This window comes from Dyella choica (assembly GCF_003977665.1).
Lineage (GTDB): Bacteria > Pseudomonadota > Gammaproteobacteria > Xanthomonadales > Rhodanobacteraceae > Dyella_B > Dyella_B choica.
This window is the reverse complement of sequence record NZ_RYYV01000011.1, coordinates 35567-51836: the sequence shown is the minus strand read 5'-3', so window position 1 is coordinate 51836 and position 16270 is coordinate 35567. Positions and strand designations below refer to the sequence as shown.

The following is a 16270-nucleotide window of genomic DNA, read 5'->3' as shown; positions in this document are numbered from 1 at the left end:
GACGGGCAGTCGCCTATTGTACCCGTCCCGCTGCTATGTCCGGGGCGCGTTACAATGACGGCCTCTCATCGCCGCCCGTGCAACGCCGCCATGCAGGCCCAGGACCCCGCCCAGATCGCCCATCTACTGGCTGAATTGCGCCAGGAACACCGCGACCTGGATGTGGCCATCCAGCAATTGTCCCATTCGATCGGCCGCGATGAGCTGCAGATCACTCGCATGAAGAAACGCAAACTGCTGCTCAAGGACGCCATCGCCCGGCTGGAAAGCAAGCTGATCCCCGACCTCGACGCCTGATGCCGCTCACCCCGACCGCTCTCCAGGACGATCACGTCCTGCTCGAACCCCTCACCCTGCAGCATGCGCCCGAGCTCGAAGCCGCGGCGGCGGACGGCGAGCTGTGGAACCTGTGGTTCACCAGCGCCCCGGCCCCAGGCCAGGCCATGAACTATATCGAGAAGGCCCTCGCCGGCCTGGCGGCCAACACCATGTTGCCGTTTGCCGTGCGCGAGAAGACCAGCGGCGAGATCGTCGGCACCACGCGCTACTACGACTTCGTCCCGGAACTACCGCGCCTGGCGATCGGCTACACCTGGTACGCGAGGCGCTGGCAGAAGAGCCACCTCAACACCGCCTGCAAGCGCCTGCTGCTGAAGCACGCCTTCGAAGCACTCGGCTGCGTGGCGGTGGAGTTCCATACCGACCATCGCAATCTGGATTCGCAACGCGCGATCGAGCGCTTGGGTGCGCACAAGGACGGCGTGCTACGTGCCCACAAGCGCCGCCCGGACGGCGCGTTGCGCGATACGGTGTGCTATTCGATCATCGCTAGTGAATGGCCGGACGTGCAGCGTTGGCTGTCCATGCGGCTGGCCCGGCTGAGTAACAGCTGATTCGAGCGCGTAGGCTGGGATGCCAATCCCAGCATCGCGCGGGGTGCATGCATGGCGATGCTGGGTTTCGCAACCCAGCCTACGATTGACACGCAACTGTGCGAAGTTAGGCGTCCTTCTTGTGGCTCTCCGCCCTACTCCTCTTTCAATACGCCCGCGAAGGTCCAGACGCTTGTCCACTTTGCGCGCATGAGCATCGTCAATTTTTTTGTTTCGAATGCAACGACCTTAAGTTGCGCATGAAACCAAAAAAGCCGTGAGTGCTTGATAGCTATGGACGTTTAGCCATCCAAACACGCCAAAATCGGCAATTCGGAAAATTTCTCATATAAAAAGTGTTGACACGTCCGCGCGGCATGCCGTACGGTCGATGACATGCCGCAACGCAACAGCCACCGCGAATTCATCGCCGCGATCCGTCCCCCGACGCTCATCGACGCGTTGCCGCTCGCCGGCCTCCTTCTTCTTTCCCTTGTACTCGTACTCCTCATTACCAACGGAGGTGCGGGCTGAGGGCGCGTGTCAAGGTAAAGAAAAACTGACCTAGACCCCCAAAGAACCCCGCACCCACCAGGATGCGGGGTTTTTTATCGCCCTCGTCTTCACCTGAACGGAGCCAGGCCATGACCTCTGCAACAGCCCAACCGAACGAACCCGGCGAAAGTACGGACAGTGCCGAAGATCGTGTACGCATCTTCGACACAACACTGCGCGACGGCGAACAGGCCCCCGGGTTTTCCATGGATAAGCGCGCAAAATTGTGCATGGCACAAGCGCTGGAAGCGCTAGGCGTGGACGTGCTGGAAGCCGGCTTTCCGCAAGCCTCGCCGGACGATTTCGCGGCCGTCGAGGAGATCGCCCGAAGTTTGCGCAACACCACCGTGTGCGCTTTGGCACGATGTCAAACCGGCGATATCGACACCGCGGCACGCGCACTGGAACACGCCCACCGATCACGCATCCATCTGTTTCTTTCCACCAGCCCGCTGCATCGCCAACACAAGCTCGGCATGAGCAAGCAGCAAGTGCTGGACACCGCGGTCGCCTCCATCCTGCATGCGCGCAAATACTGCGCGGATATCGAGTTTTCCGCCGAAGATGCGCTGCGCACCGAGCCGGAATTCCTGGTCGAAGTCTTCAGCGCCGCCATCGCCGCCGGCGCCACCACCGTCAACGTTCCCGACACCGTGGGCTACACCACGCCCGCCGAGATCTTCGAGTTGTTCAGCTATTTGCGCCAGCACGTGCGCGATGCGCATAAGGCGGTGTTTTCCTCGCATTGCCATGACGACCTGGGAATGGCCGTAGCCAACAGCCTGGCTGCAGTCAGCGGCGGCGCGCGCCAGGTGGAATGCACCATCAACGGCATCGGCGAACGCGCCGGCAATGCCGCACTCGAAGAAATCGTGATGGCGCTGAAGGTTCGCGCGCCACGCTTTGGGCTGCGCACCCGCATCGACACGCACAAGCTGTACCCCACGTCGCGCCTGCTGAGCCAGCTCACCGGCCAGACCGTCCAGCGCAACAAGGCCGTGGTGGGCGACAACGCCTTCGCGCACGAATCGGGCATCCATCAACACGGCATGCTGAAGCATCGCAGCACCTACGAGATTATGCGCCCGGAAGACGTCGGCATTGCCGAAACCACGCTGGTGCTGGGCAAGCATTCGGGCCGCCATGCGCTGCGTCAGCGCCTGGAAACACTGGGGCACAAGCTGGATGACGATGCCATGGACAGCGTGTTCAAGCGCTTCAAGGCACTGGCCGACCGCAAGCGGGAGATTCGCGACGAGGATCTGGAAGCGCTTGCCTTGGGCCAGGATCCGGATGCCACCGGCCCCTGGCACCTCACCCAGCTCAACACCAACTCGCATCTGGGCGGCAGCGCCTCGGCCTCGGTGAAGCTGCGCAACGAAGACGGTCGTGAAGTGGGCGAAGCCGCCATCGGCGATGGCCCGGTCGATGCGGTGCTGCGCGCCATCGAACGCGCCACCGGCACCAACATGGTGCTGACGCGTTTCCAGGTGCGCGCGATCAGCGAAGGCGGCGATGCGCAGGGCCATGCACAACTCGTCGCGCGTCACGCCACGCGCGACTGGCACGGCAGCAGCGTCAGCACCGACATCATCGAGGCAACCGCGCACGCCGCACTCGCCATCGTCAATCGCATCGAGCGCCAAAACGCCTCGCCCATGGAGACCGCCGCATGAGTACGCCCTTCCTCTGGCATAACGGCCGCATCAAGCCCTGGGCCGAGGCCACCGTTCACGTCAGCACGCACGCCCTGCATTACGGCTCGTCCGTATTCGAAGGCGAACGCGTATACGCCACGCCGGAAGGGCCGGCCTATTTTCGTCTCACCGAACACACGCGCCGCCTGTTCGACTCGGCGCGCGTATACGAAATCGACATCGGCTACAGCGAAGAAGAAATCAACCAAGCCTGCCTGGAATTGATCCGCGCCAACCGGATGGCGTCAGCCTACGTACGACCGATCGTTTTTCGCGGCGCCGGCGGGCTCGGCGTTCTCCCCAGGGACGGTGCGCCCGTCGACGTCGCGATCCTGGCTTTGGAATGGGGTGCGTATCTTGGCGAAGCCGCCGAGCGCGGCGCGGACGTGTGCGTGTCTTCATGGAATCGCGCGGCGCCCAACACTTACCCCAGCTGGGCGAAAGCCGGCGGCAATTACCTGAGCAGCCAGCTGATCGGCCTGGAAGCGCGCCGCGGCGGCTTCGACGAAGGCATCGCGCTGGGTTACAACGGCCTGCTGAGTGAAGGCGCCGGCGAAAACCTGTTCCTGATCAAGCGCGGCAAGTTGCTTACGCCGCCATCGAGCGCCGGCATCCTGGCTGGTATCACGCGCGACTCGGTGATCACGCTGGCCAACGACATGGGCTATGTCATGGAAGAGCGCGACCTGCCGCGCGAAGCGCTGTACACCGCCGATGAAATCTTCATGACCGGCACCGCCGCCGAAATCACGCCGGTGCGTTCGGTGGATCGCAAGCCGGTCGGCAAAGGTACGCCCGGTCCGATCACGCGTGTATTGCGCGATGCGTTCTTCGGCTTGTTCGACGGCCGCACCCAAGACCGTTACGGCTGGCTTACCCATGTCGAAACCACTACAGCAAAGGAGGCGGCATGAGCGCCCGCACGCTATTCGAAAAAATATGGGATGCGCACGTCGTGGCGCCGGAAACAGCCGACACGCCGGCCGTGCTGTACATCGATCTGCATCTGGTGCATGAAGTCACATCGCCCCAGGCCTTTGGCGAACTGCGCGCACGCGGCCTGAAACTGCGCCGCGCGGATCGCACGCTGGCAACGCTGGACCACTCCACGCCGACCTTGCCGCCGGCAGCGAGCGGCGAACGTCCCTATGCGAACGCCGAAGCGAAAGCGCAGGTCGCGCAGCTGGAAACCAATTGCCGCGACTTCGGGGTGCAGCTGTACGGCTGGGACAGCAGCGATCGCGGCATCGTGCATGTAATTGGTCCCGAGCTAGGCGCCACGCAGCCGGGCATGACCATCGTGTGTGGCGACAGCCACACCTCCACCCATGGCGCGTTCGGCGCCCTGGCGTTCGGCATCGGCACCACCGAAGTCGGCCATGTGATGGCCACGCAATGCCTGCTGCAACGCAAGCCGAAAACCTTCGCGATCCATGTGGACGGCAAGCTGCCGCGTGGCGTGGGGGCAAAAGACTTGATCCTGCACATCATCGGCGAGATCGGCGTCGACGGCGGCACCGGCTACGTGCTGGAGTATCGCGGCGAAGCGATCGAAGCGCTGACGATGGAAGAGCGCATGACGGTGTGCAACATGTCGATCGAAGCGGGTGCACGCGCAGGATTGATCGCCGCCGACGAAACCACCTTTGCCTGGCTGAAAGGTCGTCCCCGCGCGCCGCAAGGCGCAGCATGGGACGCGTCCGTACAGCGCTGGCGCGAACTGCGCAGCGACGAAGGCGCGAAGTACGACCGTGAAGCACGCTTCGACGCCAGCCAGATCCGCCCTACCGTCACCTACGGCACCCACCCAGGCATGGCGATCGCGCTGGACCAGCCCGTACCCGCCGCGCGCAACCCGGTGGAGCAGCGGGCGCTGGATTACATGCAGGCCAAGGCAAATCAGCCGATGCAGGGTACTGCGGTGGACGTGGTGTTCATCGGCAGTTGCACCAACTCACGTCTGTCGGACCTGCGTGAAGCAGCCGGAGTGATGCGCGGCCGCCGCGTCGCCAAGGGCGTTCGCGTACTGGTCGTGCCTGGCTCCGAAGCGGTGCGCCGCGATGCGGAGCAGGAAGGCCTGCATGAGGTGTTTCTCGCCGCCGGCGCGGAATGGCGCATCCCGGGCTGTTCGATGTGTATCGCGATGAACGGTGACCTGGCGCAACCGGGCCAGCTGGTGGTGAGCACTTCCAACCGCAATTTCGAAGGCCGCCAGGGCAAGGGCGCGCGCACCGTGCTGGCCAGCCCTGCCACCGCCGCCGCTTCAGCCATTGCTGGCGCGATCGCCGATCCACGCGAATACCTGACGGAGGTGGCCGCATGAAGCCTGTAACCCGCATCCATTCGCGCACCGCCGTGCTGCCGGACGAGAACATCGACACCGATCGCATCATTCCGGCGCGCTTCCTGACCACCACCGAGCGCGCCGGCCTGGGCAAGTTCTGCTTCAACGACTGGCGCTATCGGCAAGACGGCAGCGACAACCCCGACTTCCCGCTCAACCAGACGGAAGCGCACGGCTGCTCGATTCTTGTCGTCGGCCGCAACTTCGGCTGCGGCTCCTCGCGCGAACACGCGCCGTGGGCGCTGCTGGATTACGGCATCCAGGCGGTACTGTGCAGCGAGATCGCCGACATTTTTCGCGGCAACGCGCTGAAGAACGGCCTGCTCGCCATCGTGCTGGACGAGGCCGAGCACCGCTGGCTGCTGCGCAATCCCGGCATCGAGCTGTCCATTGACGTGCGCGAACAGGCGATCGAATTGCCGGATGGCGGACGCATCGGCTTCCAGCTCGAACCATTCGCGCGCCACTGCCTGCTCAACGGCGTGGACCAACTCGGTTTCCTGCTCCAGCACGGCGACGCCATCACCCAATACGAACATCACCAGGAGAAGGCGGCATGAAGGCGCGCATCGTTACCCTGCCCGGCGACGGCGTAGGTCCGGAAGTTCTCGACGCGGCAGTCGCCGTATTGGAAGCTGTTGCCGAGCGCAGCGGCCACAGCTTCGAATTCGAAGCGCAACTGATCGGCGGCTGTGCCATCGACGCCACCGGCGAACCGTTGCCGGCCGCCACCCTGGAAGCCTGCAAGAAGGCTGATGCGGTACTGCTGGGCGCGGTCGGCGGGCCGAAGTGGTCCGACCCGCAGGCAAAGGTTCGTCCTGAGCAAGGACTGCTCGCGATCCGCGCTGCGCTGGGCGTCTACGCCAACCTGCGTCCATTGCAGGTGCATCCGGCGCTGGCTTCGCTATCGCCGCTGAAGAACGAAAAGCTCAAGCACGTCGACGTGCTGTTTGTGCGCGAGCTGACCGGCGGCGCGTATTTCGGTGCAAAGACACGCACCACCGATGCCGCCACCGACGAATGCAAATACACCGTGGCCGAAGTCGAGCGCGTCACGCGCCGGGCCTTCGAGCTGGCACGCGAACGCCGCCAGCATGTCACCTCGGTGGACAAGGCCAACGTGCTGGAAACCTCGCGCCTGTGGCGCAGCACGGTGACACGCATTGCCGCCGAATATCCGGACGTGAAGCTGGAGCACCAACTGGTCGATTCGATGGCGATGCTGTTGCTGACGCAACCGGCACGCTACGACGTAGTCGTCACCGAGAACCTGTTCGGCGACATTCTCACCGACGAAGCCGCTGCCCTGGCCGGCTCGCTGGGCCTGCTGCCGTCCGCATCGCTAGGCGAAGGCAAGGTCGGCCTGTACGAACCGATCCACGGTTCGGCACCGGACATCGCGGGCCAGGGCATCGCCAATCCGCTGGGCGCGATCCTTTCCGCTGCGCTGCTGCTGCGCCACTCACTGGATCTGGACGTCGAAGCCACCACGATCGAAGCGGCGGTCGGCCATGTGCTGAGCAACGGCCCGCACAGCCGCGACATCGGCGGTAAAGCCGGCACCGCGCAGATCCGCGACGCGGTGATCGCCGCCCTGGACGACGTCGCCACGCCGGCTTTTCTGAGCGGCCTGCGTGCCTGCGGCTGAGTGGGGGCACGATGCGTAGCGACCTGATCAAATCCGGCCCCGACCGCGCCCCGGCGCGCGCGATGCTGCGTGCCACCGGCTTGCAGGACGGGGATATCTCCAAGCCGCTGGTGGCGGTGGTGCATACCTGGTCCAACGTCAGCCCGTGCAACCTCAATCTGCGCGAGCTGGCCGAACATGTTTCTGCCGGCATCCGCGCAGCCGGCGGCACGCCGATCGAATTCAACACCATCGCCGTCACCGACGGCATTGCGATGGGTACGCCCGGCATGCGCGCCTCGCTGATCAGTCGTGAGGTGATCACCGATTCAATCGAGCTGGCCGTGGACGGCCATTGCCTCGACGCCATGGTGGTGCTGTGCGGCTGCGACAAAACCATTCCGGCGGCTGCGATGGCGATGGCGCGCCTGAACATTCCGGCGGTCGCGCTGTACGGCGGCAGCATTGCGCACGGCAACCATCACGACCATCCGATCACCATCCAGCAGGTGTTCGAGGCGGTCGGCGCGCATGGCGCCGGCAAGATCGACGATGCCGAGCTGGCCGCGGTGGAAAAGGATGCCTGCCCGGGTGCCGGCGCCTGCGGTGGCCAGTTCACCGCCAACACGATGGCGATGGTGCTGCAGACGCTGGGCCTGTCGCCGATGGGCTTCAACGACATTCCCGCCACGCATCCGGCGAAGCAGCATGCCGCGTTCCGTTGCGGCGAGCTGGTGATGGATTGCCTGCGTGAGCAACGCAAGCCGCTGGACATCCTGACGCAGACGGCGTTCCGCAATGCCGCGCGCATGGTGGCCGCTACCGCGGGTTCCACCAACGCGGTGCTGCACCTGCTGGCGATCTCGCGTGAAGCCGGCGTGCCGTGGACGATCGAGGATTTCGAACCCGCCTCCGTGCACACACCGGTCATCGCCGATTTGATGCCGGGCGGGCGTTACACCGCGGTGGAGCTGTTTGGCGCCGGCGGCAGCGCGCGCGTCGCGCAGGAATTGATCGCCGCGAACATGCTGGAAGACGGCCCCACCGTCACCGGTCGCAGCCTGTTCGAGGAATGCGCCGCGGCGCCGCGCGCTGACCAGCAGGATGTCGTGCATCCGATAAGCAAACCGCTGAAGCCGCGCGGCGGCTATTCGATTCTGTACGGCAATCTGGCGCCCGAAGGCTGCATTCTGAAGCTAGCCGGCAAGGGCACGACGCATTTCGAAGGCCGCGCACGCGTATACGAAAGCGAGGAACAGGCCTTCGCCGCCGTGCAGGCCGGCAAGATCGAAAAGGGCGACGTGGTGGTGATCCGCAATGAAGGTCCCGCCGGCGGCCCTGGCATGCGCGAGATGCTGGGCGTGACGGCGGCCTTGATCGGCCGTGGTTTGGGCGACGACATCGCGCTCATTACCGACGGCCGTTTCTCAGGCGCCACGCACGGCTTCATGGTCGGCCACATCGCACCGGAGGCCGCACGCGGCGGCCCGATCGGCCTGCTGCATGAGGGCGACCGCATCGTGATCGACGCGCAGTCGCGCACGATCTCCACCGATGCCGATCTCGCAACTCGCCGCGCCAGCTGGCAGCCGCCGGCACCGAAGGTCACGCGCGGCGCGCTCGCCAAGTACGCCCAACTGGTGGGCTCCGCCTCCGAAGGCGCCACCACGCATCCCTCCACACACAGCAACAAACCATCCACCCCCATCCATTCCGAAGCAGGAGTCACCGCATGAGCACCACCGCCACCACCGAATCGCTCGCCAAGGCGCGCATTGCCGTTCTTGGCTACGGCAGCCAGGGCCGCGCCCACGCGCTCAACCTGAAGGACTCCGGCCTGGACGTCGTCGTCGGCCTGCGCCCGAATGGCCCCACTTGGCACAAGGCCGTTGCTGACGGTTTCCATGTGGTGGAGGCGGCCGAAGCAGTGCGCGGCGCCGACCTGGTGGCCGTACTGACGCCGGACATGGTGCAGCCCACGCTGTACAAGGAATCGATCGAGCCGAACATCAAGCCCGGCGCAGTGCTGCTGTTCGCGCATGGCTTGAACGTGCACTTCAAGCTGATCGAACCTCGCACCGACATCGACGTGGTGCTGGTCGCGCCGAAAGGCCCGGGCGCGCTGGTGCGCACCGAGTACGAACGCGGCCGCGGCGTGCCCTGCATCTACGCGGTACACCAGGACGTCAGCGGCCACGCTGGAGAAAAGGCCACTGCCTACGCCGCGGGCCTGGGCGGCGCTCGTGCGCTGCTGATCAAGACCGACTTCAAGGAAGAGACCGAAACCGACCTGTTCGGCGAGCAGGCGGTGCTATGCGGCGGCGCCAGCGAGCTGGTGATGAAGGGTTTCGAAACGCTGGTGGAAGCCGGCTATCAGCCCGAGATTGCCTATTACGAAGTGCTGCACGAACTGAAGCTGATCGTGGACCTGTTCTACGAAGGCGGCATCACCAGGATGCTGGAGTTCGTTTCCGAGACCGCGCAATACGGCGATTACGTCAGCGGCCCGCGCGTGATCGACGCCGGCACCAAGGAGCGCATGAAGGCGGTGCTGAAGGACATCCAGGACGGCACGTTCACGCGCAACTGGATCGCCGAGTACCAGGCCGGCCTGCCGAACTACAAGAAGTTCAAGCAAGCCGACTTGGAGCATCCGATCGAACAGGTCGGCGCCAAACTGCGCGCGCGCATGCCCTGGCTGCAGACTGGCGCCAAGCCCCAGCCGGCGCTGAAGAAGGTCGGTTGAACACCATGCGGCGCTCACACCCACGCCTCCCCCCTTCCTCCGGCGGTGAGCGCCGCATGGTTCCTTGCGGGAAAGTCTCCCATCCACCCATCACAGCACACGCTTTGACCATCATCAGAGGACCGATGTGAACATGCCACTACTGAAACCCACACCCGCCGCCGAGGCCGCACCGGTCATCGCGCGCCATCCGCTGGCAGGCGTTGCCATGAGCGGTGCGGATGTCGTAGTACAAGTGCTGGCGGATGAAGGCGTGGATGTACTGTTCGGCTATTCGGGTGGCGCGATCCTGCCCGTTTACGATGCGGTGTTTCGCTACAACGCGGAACACTTGCAGGCCGATGGCGGCGAACCGATGCCGCTGATCGTGCCGGCCAACGAGCAGGGTGCCGGCTTCATGGCGTCGGGTTATGCACGCGCGTCTGGCAAGGTCGGCGTGGCCATCGTTACCTCCGGCCCCGGCGCCACCAATATGGTGACGCCGGTGCGCGACTCCACCGCCGATTCGATTCCGATGGTGGTGATCTGCGGACAGGTGGCCACGCAGGCGATCGGCAGCGATGCCTTCCAGGAGGCGCCGATCAGCAACATCATGAGTGCCTGCGCCAAGCACGTGTTCCTGGTGACCGAGGCCGAGCGGCTGGAAGCCACTCTGCGTACCGCGTTCGTCATCGCACGCAGCGGACGGCCCGGCCCGGTCGTGGTGGATATTCCCAAGGACATCCAGAATGCTTCCCTCGTGTTCGATGGCCAGGCGGAGTTGCCCCTGCCCGGCTATCGCGCACGCCTAAGCGCGGTGGAGCATGCCACGCTGAGCGACGCCGACTGTGCCGCGTTTTTCCAAGCCTTGCTGCACGCCAAGCGTCCGCTGATCTATGCCGGTGGCGGCGTTATCGCCAGTGGTTCCGCCACGCTGTTGCGAGAGTTTGCCGAAGCCTTCGGCCTGCCGGTCACCACCACCTTGATGGGCATCAGCGGCTTCGACACCACGCATCCGCTGGCCTTGCACATGCTGGGTATGCATGGAACGGCATACGCGAATTACGCGGTGGAGGACTGCGACTTCCTGTTCGCGTTGGGCGCGCGCTTCGATGACCGTGTTGCCAGCGTGCCGGCGCAATTCGCCCCTAAGGCCAGGTTCGTTGCGCACGTCGACATCGATCCGGCCGAGATCAACAAGGTCAAGCACGCGGATTGGCATCACGTCGGCCCGCTGGACCGCGCACTGCAGCGCCTGACGCAATACGGCAAGGCTCGCAGCCACCAGCCGGCGCTGGCCGACTGGCACGCGCACGTCGCCGCATTGAAGCGTGAGCATGCGATGAGCTACGACCACAATAGCGCGCTGATCCAGCCTTACGCCGTGCTGGAGGAGATCAACCGCCATACGCAAGGCCGCGCCATCATCAGCACCGGCGTAGGCCAGCACCAGATGTGGGCGGCGCAGTATCTGGATTTCTGCTTGCCGCGGCACTGGCTGACCTCCGGCTCCATGGGCACGATGGGCTTCGGCCTACCTGCGGCGGTCGGCGCGCAGTTCGCGCAACGCGATGCGCTGGTCATCGACATCGACGGCGACGCCAGCATCCGCATGAACCTGGGCGAGCTGGAAACCGTCACCACTTACGGCCTGCCGGTGAAAGTCGTGATCCTGAACAACGTCGGCGACGGCATGGTGCGCCAATGGCAGAAGTTGTTCTTCAAGGCTCGCTTCGCTTCCTCCGACAAGAGCCTGCATCGCAAGGACTTCGTACGCGCCGCCGAAGCCGATGGGTTTGCCTGGGCGCGCCGCCTGGAGCGCCGCGAGGACCTGGCAGCCACCATCGCCGAGTTCCTGGCCTTCGACGGCCCGGCCTTCCTCGAAGTGATGATCGACCCAGATGCCGGCGTGTATCCGATGGTCGGCCCCGGCGCCAACTACTCGCAAATGATCACCGGCGATTTCATTCCGGCGCGCACGGTAGCGCAGACCGGCGATGCCGCTGCCTCCGACGCCTTCTGAACCGCCCACGCTCAAGCCACCGACACCCGGGAACTTCGCTTATGCAACACACGCTTTCCATCCTCATGCAAAACGAAGCCGGTGCCCTGGTTCGCGTAGCGGGACTGTTTGCTGCGCGCGGACACAACATCGACACCCTGACGGTGGCTCCCACCGCCGACCCGGCCGTGTCGCACCTGATCCTGACCGTGCGCGGCGACAATGCCGCGCTTACGCAGATTCTTCAGCAGACGCGCAAGCTGGTGGACGTATTGCAGGTACAACACGCGACCCACGCATGAACGCACAGCTCGCGCACAAGGCATCGGCACCCACCGCGGCCGCGATCCTGCGCCGCGCCGAAGTAGCGCGCGTTTACGAGGTGGCGCAGCACACTGCGCTCGAACGTGCACCGCTGCTTTCCGCACGACTCGGCACCGACGTGTGGCTCAAACGCGAAGATCAGCAATCCGTGTTTTCGTTCAAGCTGCGCGGTGCTTACAACCGCATGGCGCAGCTCGACGCTACCCAACGCGCGCGAGGCGTAATTGCCGCGTCCGCCGGCAATCATGCGCAAGGCGTGGCCTTGGCCGCGTCGCGGCTGAAGATTCCCGCGGTGATCGTGATGCCGGTGACCGCGCCGCAAGTCAAGGTCGACGCTGCGCGGCGCTTCGGCGGAATCTATGCGGAAGTAGTATTGCATGGCGATTCGTATAGCGATGCGCAGGCCGAAGCCCAGCGCTTGCGCGACGAACGCGGCGCCACCTTCGTGCATCCCTTCGATGACCTGGACGTGATCGCCGGCCAGGCCACCATTGCACTGGAGCTGCTGGATCAACACCAGAGTCCGTTGCACGCTGTGTTTGTGCCGATAGGCGGCGGCGGCCTGGCTGCCGGCATGGCGGCGGTGTTCAAGGCATGCCGTCCGGACATACGCATGATCGGCGTACAAGCCAGCGACACCGACGCGATGGCGCGTTCTCTCGAAGCAGGGGAACGCGTGATGCTGGACGAAGTCGGCTTGTTCGCCGACGGTACCGCCGTCAAGCAGGTCGGGGCAACGACCTTTTCATTGTGCCAGCAATATCTCGATGAAGTGCTGCGCGTGGATACCGACGCCATTTGTGCGGCCATTCGCGACATCTACCAGGACACTCGCAGCATTCCCGAACCTTCCGGAGCGCTTGCGCTGGCCGGCCTGAAGCAATACGTCGCCGCTCGTGGTAAATGCGAGGGCTCCTTGGTGGCGGTCGTTTCCGGCGCAAACATGAATTTCGACCGCCTGCGTTTCGTGGCCGAACGTGCCGAGGTGGGCGAACAGCGCGAAGCCGTGTTCGCGGTTACCATCCCCGAACAGCGCGGCAGTTTTCGCCGATTCTGCGCCGCATTGGGGCAGCATTCGATCACCGAATTCAATTACCGCATCGGCGATGCCAAGGCCGCGCACATCTTCGTCGGCGTGCAGACGGCCAAGCGCGGTGAACGCGAGGCGCTGGCGAAGGCATTTCGCGCTAACGATTTCGGTGTACTGGATCTCACCGACGACGAGCTGGCAAAGCTGCACTTGCGCCACATGATCGGCGGCCGCTCACCGTTGGCGCGCGACGAGCGTCTTTACCGCTTCGATTTCCCCGAGCGCCCCGGCGCACTGGCGCGTTTCCTGGACCGGATGCATCCGGACTGGAACATCAGCCTGTTCCACTATCGCAATCACGGCGCGGATTACGGGCGCATCCTGGTCGGCATGCAGGTCCCTCCGGGCGAACTCTTGCTGCTTGCGGACTTTCTCGCCTCTCTAGGCTATCCCTACGTCGACGAGAGCGACAGCCCCGCTTATCAATTGCTGTTGCGCACTCAAGCTTGAGCGCGCACATGCAGACCTGACGACTGTACTTTGCCGTCCTTGGCAACTTTCTCCGTATCGAGGCCTGCCTCCTTTTGATGCAATAGCGAATGCACAAACACCGAGGCAAGAATTACCACCACTCCCGCATAGAACCATGCCCCCAGCTGACGTTGCTCGCCCAACAGTAGCAACGCCAGCACGATGGAGTAGACCGGCTCCAGGTTGGTGATCATTTGCATGGCAAACGCGCTCATCTGCCGCAGCGCGACCAGCATCAGCAAGAATGGCAGCAGCGTGCAGCCAAACGAAAGGACCAGCAAAAGTCCCGCGTCGCGCAGACTAGGCAGTGGCAAAGCGGGACCGGCATGAGGCAGGAACGGTGCCAGCAGCAACAAAAACAGCGTGCCAGCTCCTAGCTCTATACAGATGACAGTCATTGGGTCGCCGTGATCGACCATACGCTTGTTAAGTGAGCTGAACAAAGCCCACAGCAATGCCGCCAGCACACCTACCGCAATGCCGATGCGCATATGATCTTGCGTGCTGCCCACTATCATCAGCACGCCAGGAACCACCGCGACGGCAATCAGCAACTCGCGTGTATCAAAGCGCCGCCCGGCCAGCAAAGGCTCCATGAAAGCGAGAAACGCCGGAATCAGCGCCAGGCAGATTGCCCCCACGGAGGCATTGGAAAGCTTGATGGCTGCATAGAACGTCAACCAGTGCAGCGCCACTAGCACACCTATGCCGGCGTAGATCACGCACAGCTTCAGCGGCATGGCGCGCAAGCCGCGCCAAACACGTGGCACCAGCAGCAAACTGCCGCTCACCAGCAGCATACGCCAGCACACCAGCGCCATGGCCGGCAGCGTGATCAGTTTGCCGAAAACGGCGGTGAAGCCCCACAGGAATACGCAAAGGTGAGTTTGCAGGCGGGCTTTGATGACGGATGGCATGGGAGCAGAGCACCAATGGAATACATTTCCATGCTATGTCGTGCGTCGCGTTCAGCAGAAGCGACATTTGCTAATCGAGGAATTAGACTGGCTTATGGCTGCCTTACTGGACCCCACTATTCTCGCAACGCTACCCTGCTTCGAGGCAGCCGCGCGCCTGAAAAGCTTCACCAAAGCCGCACAAGCGCTGCATCTGACCCAAAGCGCGATAAGCCAGCAGATCCGCCAGCTGGAAAACCGGCTTGGTTACTCGCTGTTCGTGCGCCAGCCACGCGGCCTGGCCCTTACCTCAAAAGGAACGGCGCTGTACCAGGCAGTGGCGGGCGTGCTCGGCGATCTCAAGCAAGTATTGCAGGAACTCAGCGAGCCGGACGCGCCGCTACAGATCAGTTGCCCGCCCTCCTTCGCACTGCAATGGCTGATGCCGCGACTGCATGCCTTCCAGCGACTCCATCCGGACATAGGCGTACGGTTGCGAGCCGAATTTCATGCCCTAGACCGCAACGCGCTTGAAACCGAGAACATTGACGTCGCCATACGCTATACACCCGTCACCGCGGACGCTTCCCACTGGCGCGTCCTGCTGGATGAATACCTGTTGGTAGTCGCCTCGCCTGAATACCTTCGGCGGCATCCACCCTTCGCAACGAAGGACTGGTTTTCAAGCATCGTGCTTTTGCATGATGCAGAGCCGTGGGAGGGCGCTGCCGACCTAATTGAGTGGGAGACCTGGCTCGATGCCGTCATGCCGGGGCAGATCGACACGACGAAGGGGTTGCAATTCAATCTCTCAAGTCTGGCCATCAGCGCAGCGCTCAATCACCAGGGCGTGGCGCTGGGTCGCAGCACGCTGGTCGCTGAAGAACTTGCCACGGGACGGCTTGTCGCTGCCCTCGGGCAGCGTATACGCGCTCCTGCGAAATATGTACTGATGTGCCGTCAACCTCATGCGCACCGCACGTCCGCGTTCGTGGAATGGCTGTCATACGAATGCGCGCAATTCGACCAGGCACGCAACACGTAGGCTGGGATGACAATCCCAGCATCGGAATACCGCAACAGATGCTGGGATTCTCATCCCAGCCTACAGGCTGAACGCCCCTCTAGGCTTGCAGCGTTCCCGCTAGCACTTCATCGAGCGAGCCGCCGGCGTCCAGCTCGAACACATGATTGTCGTAGTCGGTGAAATACAGCGCCGTGTCTTCGCGCGCCATGAAGTGCTCGACGTCGTAAGTGCCCAGCTTGCCGGCGCAGGCCTTCAGTTCGGCGCGATCCACTTCGAACGCGATATGGTCGCCATTGCGGCAGGAAGGACCATCCCCCTGCCGCAGCACGAACCACACGCCACCGTACTTCGCAAAGGTCTGCGGATGTCCCCGCTCATCCGGGCAATCGGCGATCACCTGTGCACCAAGCACGCCCGCGAACAGCTCCGCCGTGCGCGAGGGATCCCGCACGATCAGGGCAATGTGAGCGATGGCTGTGTTCATGGACCCGCCTCCCGATGCGATAAGTCCCCTGGACCTATCTCCTTGGCGGGCACACTGTACTACCCGGGCAGCCGCGTCGCACAAAGTTTGTCAGCTGGGGAAAACCCCTACATCTCCCCGCGCGGCATGTTGGAGTCAGGGTTTGCACCCCAGGCC

Annotated in this window: 16 protein-coding genes; 14 read left to right on the top strand and 2 right to left on the bottom strand. The window is 63.8% G+C overall.

What is annotated here, in order from left to right; genetic code table 11:
* The first annotated feature begins 90 nt into the window (after positions 1 to 90).
* The 13 genes from EKH80_RS14965 to ilvA all read left to right on the top strand — a co-directional run bounded on the left by EKH80_RS14965 (position 91) and on the right by ilvA (position 13686).
* Complete coding sequence (locus EKH80_RS14965; RefSeq protein WP_126685670.1) at positions 91 to 297, top strand: YdcH family protein; 207 nt, start codon at positions 91 to 93, stop codon at positions 295 to 297.
* Positions 297 to 893, top strand: coding sequence for a GNAT family N-acetyltransferase (locus EKH80_RS14960; RefSeq protein WP_126685581.1), 597 nt, complete (start codon positions 297 to 299; stop codon positions 891 to 893). Before EKH80_RS14965 ends, EKH80_RS14960 begins: the two co-directional genes overlap by 1 nt.
* Before the next feature lie 375 nt (positions 894 to 1268).
* Positions 1269 to 1406, top strand: coding sequence for a hypothetical protein (locus EKH80_RS23850; protein ID WP_158628849.1), 138 nt, complete (start codon positions 1269 to 1271; stop codon positions 1404 to 1406).
* Positions 1407 to 1516: 110 nt separating this feature from the next.
* Entirely contained in the window at positions 1517 to 3103 is a 1587-nt protein-coding gene (locus tag EKH80_RS14955) for a 2-isopropylmalate synthase (RefSeq protein WP_126685580.1), read from the top strand.
* Positions 3100 to 4038, top strand: coding sequence for a branched-chain amino acid transaminase (locus EKH80_RS14950; protein ID WP_126685579.1), 939 nt, complete (start codon positions 3100 to 3102; stop codon positions 4036 to 4038). Before EKH80_RS14955 ends, EKH80_RS14950 begins: the two co-directional genes overlap by 4 nt.
* Positions 4035 to 5447 (top strand): 3-isopropylmalate dehydratase large subunit, encoded by a 1413-nt coding sequence (gene leuC / locus EKH80_RS14945; protein WP_126685578.1) that lies wholly within the window; start codon positions 4035 to 4037, stop codon positions 5445 to 5447. Before EKH80_RS14950 ends, leuC begins: the two co-directional genes overlap by 4 nt.
* On the top strand, positions 5444 to 6028 hold the full coding sequence (gene leuD / locus EKH80_RS14940) for a 3-isopropylmalate dehydratase small subunit (protein ID WP_126685577.1): 585 nt from the start codon (positions 5444 to 5446) through the stop codon (positions 6026 to 6028). The genes leuC and leuD overlap by 4 nt, the downstream gene beginning before the upstream one ends.
* The gene (gene leuB / locus EKH80_RS14935) at positions 6025 to 7116 is read left to right on the top strand and encodes a 3-isopropylmalate dehydrogenase (RefSeq protein WP_126685576.1); all 1092 of its coding nucleotides are present in this window, start codon (positions 6025 to 6027) and stop codon (positions 7114 to 7116) included. Before leuD ends, leuB begins: the two co-directional genes overlap by 4 nt.
* A gap of 11 nt (positions 7117 to 7127) precedes the next feature.
* Positions 7128 to 8831: a dihydroxy-acid dehydratase gene (gene ilvD / locus EKH80_RS14930; RefSeq protein WP_126685575.1), complete on the top strand. Its 1704-nt coding sequence runs from the start codon at positions 7128 to 7130 to the stop codon at positions 8829 to 8831.
* On the top strand, positions 8828 to 9841 hold the full coding sequence (gene ilvC, locus EKH80_RS14925; RefSeq protein WP_126685574.1) for a ketol-acid reductoisomerase: 1014 nt from the start codon (positions 8828 to 8830) through the stop codon (positions 9839 to 9841). Before ilvD ends, ilvC begins: the two co-directional genes overlap by 4 nt.
* A gap of 133 nt (positions 9842 to 9974) precedes the next feature.
* On the top strand, positions 9975 to 11843 hold the full coding sequence (gene ilvB, locus EKH80_RS14920) for a biosynthetic-type acetolactate synthase large subunit (RefSeq protein WP_126685573.1): 1869 nt from the start codon (positions 9975 to 9977) through the stop codon (positions 11841 to 11843).
* Positions 11844 to 11884: 41 nt separating this feature from the next.
* The gene (gene ilvN / locus EKH80_RS14915; RefSeq protein WP_126685572.1) at positions 11885 to 12124 is read left to right on the top strand and encodes an acetolactate synthase small subunit; all 240 of its coding nucleotides are present in this window, start codon (positions 11885 to 11887) and stop codon (positions 12122 to 12124) included.
* The gene (gene ilvA / locus EKH80_RS14910; protein WP_126685571.1) at positions 12121 to 13686 is read left to right on the top strand and encodes a threonine ammonia-lyase, biosynthetic; all 1566 of its coding nucleotides are present in this window, start codon (positions 12121 to 12123) and stop codon (positions 13684 to 13686) included. Before ilvN ends, ilvA begins: the two co-directional genes overlap by 4 nt.
* On the opposite strand, the gene EKH80_RS14905 is transcribed toward ilvA, so the two are convergent.
* Positions 13677 to 14624 carry a DMT family transporter gene (locus tag EKH80_RS14905; protein WP_126685570.1) on the bottom strand — a complete coding sequence of 316 codons (948 nt, stop codon included), beginning with the start codon at positions 14622 to 14624 and terminating at the stop codon, positions 13677 to 13679. The genes ilvA and EKH80_RS14905 overlap by 10 nt on opposite strands.
* On the opposite strand from EKH80_RS14905, the gene EKH80_RS14900 reads away from it, so the two are divergent.
* Positions 14611 to 15648 (top strand): LysR substrate-binding domain-containing protein, encoded by a 1038-nt coding sequence (locus tag EKH80_RS14900; protein WP_230473718.1) that lies wholly within the window; start codon positions 14611 to 14613, stop codon positions 15646 to 15648. The genes EKH80_RS14905 and EKH80_RS14900 overlap by 14 nt on opposite strands.
* A 79-nt stretch (positions 15649 to 15727) precedes the next feature.
* Here EKH80_RS14900 and EKH80_RS14895 read toward each other — a convergent pair whose 3' ends face one another.
* Positions 15728 to 16114, bottom strand: a complete 387-nt coding sequence (locus EKH80_RS14895; protein WP_126685569.1) for a VOC family protein — start codon at positions 16112 to 16114, stop codon at positions 15728 to 15730.
* Positions 16115 to 16270: the final 156 nt, after the last annotated feature.

Bases quoted from the DNA above. Each gene is read 5' to 3' on its own strand.
- leuC (WP_126685578.1), top strand. From the start codon at position 4,035: ATGAGCGCCCGCACGCTATTCGAAAAAATATGGGATGCGCACGTCGTG.
- EKH80_RS14950 (WP_126685579.1), top strand. From the start codon at position 3,100: ATGAGTACGCCCTTCCTCTGGCATAACGGCCGCATCAAGCCCTGGGCC.
- EKH80_RS14905 (WP_126685570.1), bottom strand. From the start codon at position 14,624: ATGCCATCCGTCATCAAAGCCCGCCTGCAAACTCACCTTTGCGTATTC.
- EKH80_RS14895 (WP_126685569.1), bottom strand. From the start codon at position 16,114: ATGAACACAGCCATCGCTCACATTGCCCTGATCGTGCGGGATCCCTCG.
- EKH80_RS23850 (WP_158628849.1), top strand. From the start codon at position 1,269: ATGCCGCAACGCAACAGCCACCGCGAATTCATCGCCGCGATCCGTCCC.
- ilvA (WP_126685571.1), top strand. From the start codon at position 12,121: ATGAACGCACAGCTCGCGCACAAGGCATCGGCACCCACCGCGGCCGCG.
- ilvN (WP_126685572.1), top strand. From the start codon at position 11,885: ATGCAACACACGCTTTCCATCCTCATGCAAAACGAAGCCGGTGCCCTG.
- ilvC (WP_126685574.1), top strand. From the start codon at position 8,828: ATGAGCACCACCGCCACCACCGAATCGCTCGCCAAGGCGCGCATTGCC.
- ilvB (WP_126685573.1), top strand. From the start codon at position 9,975: ATGCCACTACTGAAACCCACACCCGCCGCCGAGGCCGCACCGGTCATC.
- EKH80_RS14900 (WP_230473718.1), top strand. From the start codon at position 14,611: ATGACGGATGGCATGGGAGCAGAGCACCAATGGAATACATTTCCATGC.
- EKH80_RS14965 (WP_126685670.1), top strand. From the start codon at position 91: ATGCAGGCCCAGGACCCCGCCCAGATCGCCCATCTACTGGCTGAATTG.
- EKH80_RS14955 (WP_126685580.1), top strand. From the start codon at position 1,517: ATGACCTCTGCAACAGCCCAACCGAACGAACCCGGCGAAAGTACGGAC.
- leuD (WP_126685577.1), top strand. From the start codon at position 5,444: ATGAAGCCTGTAACCCGCATCCATTCGCGCACCGCCGTGCTGCCGGAC.
- EKH80_RS14960 (WP_126685581.1), top strand. From the start codon at position 297: ATGCCGCTCACCCCGACCGCTCTCCAGGACGATCACGTCCTGCTCGAA.
- ilvD (WP_126685575.1), top strand. From the start codon at position 7,128: ATGCGTAGCGACCTGATCAAATCCGGCCCCGACCGCGCCCCGGCGCGC.
- leuB (WP_126685576.1), top strand. From the start codon at position 6,025: ATGAAGGCGCGCATCGTTACCCTGCCCGGCGACGGCGTAGGTCCGGAA.